At 64.9% G+C, this 4,622-nt stretch carries 4 protein-coding genes; 1 reads left to right on the top strand and 3 read right to left on the bottom strand.

The window, feature by feature from the left end; all coding sequences use genetic code 11:
• The 3 genes from RMN95_RS10015 to RMN95_RS10005 all read right to left on the bottom strand — a co-directional run.
• Window positions 1-1,287 (bottom strand): O-antigen ligase family protein (locus tag RMN95_RS10015; protein WP_309616779.1); only part of this gene is annotated, 1,287 nt, incomplete at its 3' end.
• Complete coding sequence (locus tag RMN95_RS10010) at window positions 1,284-2,609, bottom strand: O-antigen ligase family protein (RefSeq protein WP_309616778.1); 1,326 nt, start codon at window positions 2,607-2,609, stop codon at window positions 1,284-1,286. The genes RMN95_RS10015 and RMN95_RS10010, both read right to left, overlap by 4 nt.
• A gap of 42 nt (window positions 2,610-2,651) precedes the next feature.
• Entirely contained in the window at window positions 2,652-3,836 is a 1,185-nt protein-coding gene (locus RMN95_RS10005) for an acyl-CoA dehydrogenase family protein (protein WP_309616777.1), read from the bottom strand.
• 108 nt (window positions 3,837-3,944) lie between these two features.
• Between RMN95_RS10005 and RMN95_RS10000 the strand changes: the two genes are divergently transcribed.
• On the top strand, window positions 3,945-4,622 hold a 678-nt coding region (locus RMN95_RS10000; protein WP_309616776.1), incomplete at its 3' end, for a type I phosphomannose isomerase catalytic subunit.

Here is a 4,622-nt window from a genome sequence, read left to right as displayed (position 1 = left end):
ATCCCGAAGCTCTCGCAGCGCGGTTCGCCAGCTGAGATGGTGGGCGGCCTTCACCGAGCAGGCAACAAAGGTGAGCCACCCGAACTCGAGCAGGATCGAACTTTCGGCGAGCGCTGTGGTGACGAGCACGACCAGCACGAGGGCCGGCCAGGTGAACACGACGCTGCGCTGGCGCGACGCGAGTAGCCACGAACGCGCGAAGGTAAGCCCCACGAGGCCGACAAAAATGACCAGCCCCACAAGCCCGAGTTGAAGCCAGATATCGACGAAGGCGTTGGAGGCCGAGGTGGGGATGCGCGAGTCGATTCCCCCGAAGAATAGGAACGGTACGGTGTCGCCACGCCAGGTTCCTATCCAGCCCCAACCCTCGATCAGGTTGAGCGAGATGAGATCCCAGGCCCTGCGCCAGACGGCCAGGCGATACGACAATTCGCCGCCGGCATTGGACAGTTGCACTATTGTCGAGCGGAAAATCCACGCGACGATCGCGATGAGCACGACCGACACGAGCAGGCCGAGCTGCAGGATCCTTCGTCGCTCGGGCTCTGCGCGTCTCAGCCCGTACAGCGCTGCGGCGGCGATGCACACCACGATCATCGCGCCGGTGGCCAGGGGAGAGCGGGTCAGCAGCAGAATGATCCCGGCGAGCACCAGCGAACCGATGACCACACCCCGCGGCACCGACTTCGTCCTGAGCTCGATGACGAAGGTGACGATGGCAAGAACAGCAAGAATACCGAGCTGGTTGCGAGCCCCGGAGAAGCCCTGAATCGGCCCGAACTCATCCAATTTTCCCAGAATTTCGAGGAAGGCTATCGGGCTGTCGATGAGCACGCCCGCGATGATCTCGATGACCAGCGACCCCGCCAGAACGACGCGGAACACGTCTCCGAATGATCGCACGATCTGGATGGTGTCGCGCAACAGCGCGACATAGATTCCGAGCACGGTGAAGCACAGCAGGTAGGCAAGCCCGGTGACCGAGGCCCCCTTATAGATGCTCCAGAAAACTGACAGACTCGCCCAGCCCACGAAAGCGATCAGTGAGACGGGGAGGATTCCCTGCCATTCGATGGTGCCGCGCCTGGCGACCATCGATCCGGCGGCCAGTAGCAGCTGCACGGCAAGGATGGTCAGCAGCCCCGGCCATCCGATGACGCTGCGCAGCAGGAAGCAGAGCATCGCGACAGCGACGACCGAGGTGGTCAGTGCCGTGTTGAATCGGGCCGAGCCCAGGATCTCGAGTGTCGTCGTGATGCGGTTGGCCCTCGGTGACGACTCGCTCACCGGGGTTCCCACTCGGGGCGCTTGGTCTTCACGGCCAGTAACGCCAGCGTAAACAGCCCGTACTCGACTAGCAGCCGGCTTTCGGCGAAGCTCTGCACAATCAAGGCCACGAGCAGCAGCAGCGGCAGCAGGCTGGCCGCGGTGAAGACACCGGGCGTTCCGGGTAAGACCTGGGGGCGGTCGACGGCGAACAACCACGATCGTGACAGGGTCGAGACGACGAGCGCTCCGAAGACGATCAGCCCGATGATGCCCAGCTGGAACCAGACATCGATCCAGGCGTTATGGGCGTGGAGCTGCCGGATGCCGTTGTTCTTCGCCAGATCATCGAAAGGCTTCACCCAGGGCACCCAGTAGCTGACCCAGCCCCAGCCGAAGACCGGGCGCTCCTGCGCCAGTGCACTGACATCCTGCCAAATCTGGGTGCGGTTGGTGAGGTCCGAACTTTTGCCCAGCAGCCCCAGCACCTGCGCCCGGAACACCAGCCCGCCGACCAGCGCGCCGACGGCGACGACGATGAGGGATACGGAGGTCAGGACGACCGCCCGCGGAGTCGCTGCGCGCCGCACCAGCAGCACGGCCGCGACCACGGCGAGCACAGCAACCAGCCCCAGGATGTTGGTGGCCGACCTGCTGAACGCGAGGTTGACCACCGCGGTCGCCAGCCAGAAGAATCCCCAGCGCCTCCGCACCTCCCCGCCGGCCAGTTGAATTCCAAAGACGATGATGCCGAGCAGCGCCACGAACGACAGCAGGGTGGAGTTGCCGACGATGCCCTGGATCTTGCCGTCGTCGAACACCTGGAACAGCTCGTTGCGACTCCAGTACAGCATCGGCGGGATCTTGTCGGGAAGGTTCGCGTAGTCGATGCCAGGCTCGGGTACGGGCGGCAGCACAGGGCGGCGGAGGACGGCGGCGACGACGAATTCGAAGAGCAGCGACATCCCGAGCACGAATCTCAGTGCCAGCCCCAGGCCCCGCAGGATCTCGGCCCAGCTGAAGGTCACCGCCACAGCGAACCCTCCGATGACGGTGAACCAGGTGGCGGCGAGCCCCAGCGCGGTGGCCCCCGGATAGAACGACCACACGAGCGAGAGCGTCGCGAGCACCAGGAAGGCGATCAGCGGGTACGGTAGGCCACCGAGGTTCCAGCGGGCGCGCTGCACGATCAACATGACGATGGATGCCACGGCCAGCAGGCCCACCACAATCGCGAAGCCCGTCCAGCCGATCGTGTACCGCCACGCATCCCCGGCCATCAGGGTGAACAGGGTGAGCACCAGGAACGCGGTTCGCGCGCGCGAGAGCTCTAAGATTCGCATTGCCTCAGGCTAGTTGACGACGGTCGCCCGCCCGCAGCGTACCTAGACGAAGGCGGCCTTGCCGGTGATCGCGCGGCCCACGATAAGGGTGTTCATCTCGCGGGTGCCCTCGTAGGAGTAGATCGCCTCGGCGTCGGCGAAGAAGCGCATCACGCCGTAGTCGAGCACGATTCCGTTGCCGCCCATGAGTTCGCGGCACCAGGCCACGGTCTCGCGCATCCTGCTGGTAGTGAACTCCTTGGCCAGAGACGAGTGCTCGTCTTTCTGCACGCCCTCGTCGAGCATCTCCGACACCCGGGTGACCAGGGCGATCGACGCCGTGATGTTGCCGAGGCTCTTGGCCAGAAGCTCCTGCACGAGCTGGTGGCTGGCGATCGGCTTGCCGAATTGGATGCGCTCGCCGGCGTATTTCACGGCGGCCTCGTAGGCGCCGATCGAGTTGCCGACCGCGGCCCAGGCGACCTCGGCACGGGTGAGCCGCAGTACGGCCGCCGTCTCGCGGAATGATTGCGACTTCTGCAGCCGGTTGGCCTCAGGAACGATCACGTTCTCGAGCACGATGTCGGCGTTCTGCACGATGCGCAGTGCCTGCTTATTCTCGATGCGCTTCGCCGAATAGCCGGCAGTGGTGGTCGGGACGATGAAGCCCTTGACCTGGTTGTCGTCGGCGTCGCGAGCCCAGATGATAGTCACATCGCTGATGGAGCCGTTGCCGATCCAGCGCTTGGCGCCGTTGATAACCCAGTGATCACCCTCTCGCTTTGCGACCGTCTGCAGGCCCTGCGCCGTATCGGAGCCCGACAGTGGCTCGGTGAGGCCGAACGCGCCGAGCAGCTCACCGCTGGCAAACTTCGGCAGCCACTCGGCCCGCTGCTCGGGCGAGCCAGCGACGGCGATGGAGCCCATGACGAGGCCGTTCTGCATCCCCACCAGGGTGGCGGCGCTGGCGTCAACACGGGCGAGCTCGAGCGCGACCCAGCCGCGGAAGACCGCGCTGTTCGCGAAGTGCTGGGTCTCCTCAAACGGCTGGCCGAAGAGGCCGAGGTCGGCCATGCCCTTGACGACGACATCGCGGTCGAAGAATTCCGCCTTCGCCCACAGGTCGTTCGCGAAGGGGCGAACGTGCTCATCCAGGAAGGCCCGCAGCTTCACTATCAGGTCTTTCTCCTGGTCGGTGAGCCTGTTCTCGAAGCCGTAGAAATCCGCGCCGATTGTCTCGAATGACATATATCCACTCCGTTACTTAGTCGAAATCCTCTGAGAGCCTACGACCGCGTCCTGAGCGTTTCCAGCCGGTTGGTACTTTGGTCCAATGCGCCCCGAGGAGTCGAACCCATGTTTGTAGGCATCACCAATACCCCGCGAAATTACGCGTGGGGGTCAGACGGCGCGATCTCGACGCTGCTGGGATTCGAGGCATCCGGAGCCCCCGAGGCGGAGCTGTGGCTCGGTGCCCACCCAGGGTCTCCGAGCCGGGTCGTGGGGTCGAACGACACGCTTCTGGATGTTGTCGACGGTCGACTGCCGTTTTTGCTCAAGGTGCTCGCTGCCGGTTCGCCGCTGTCGCTGCAGGCGCACCCGACCCTGGCGCAGGCGGCCGAAGGGTTCGCGCGCGAGAACGCACTGGGCATCCCGCTCGACGCGCCGAACCGCAACTACAGGGATGCCTTTCATAAGCCCGAACTGATTTATGCCCTCAGTGACGAATTCGATGCGCTGTGCGGCTTCAGGTCGGCCGCCGACATTCGAAGGGTGCTCGAGGCGATCGCGCCCCAGGTGGCGGCGCCCCTGCTGGAGCGCCTGACGGGCGACGAGTCGCTGCGCAGCGTCTTCGAGTGGCTGATCACGCGCGGTGAGGGGGTCGACGAGCTGGTGGCCGCCGTGTCTGGGCTGGGCGTTTCTAGGCTGGGCGATGACTCCACACCCGAGCTGGCCACCGTCGCGCTGCTCGCCGAGAACTACCCTGGCGACCCCGGGATCGTGATTTCGCTGATGCTCAACCGGGTCACCCTG

Source organism: Salinibacterium sp. (assembly GCF_031364185.1).
Lineage (GTDB): Bacteria > Actinomycetota > Actinomycetes > Actinomycetales > Microbacteriaceae > Rhodoglobus.
This window is presented reverse-complemented; position numbering and strand designations above follow the sequence as displayed.

Bases quoted from the DNA above. Each gene is read 5' to 3' on its own strand.
- RMN95_RS10010 (WP_309616778.1), bottom strand. From the start codon at position 2,609: ATGCGAATCTTAGAGCTCTCGCGCGCGCGAACCGCGTTCCTGGTGCTC.
- RMN95_RS10005 (WP_309616777.1), bottom strand. From the start codon at position 3,836: ATGTCATTCGAGACAATCGGCGCGGATTTCTACGGCTTCGAGAACAGG.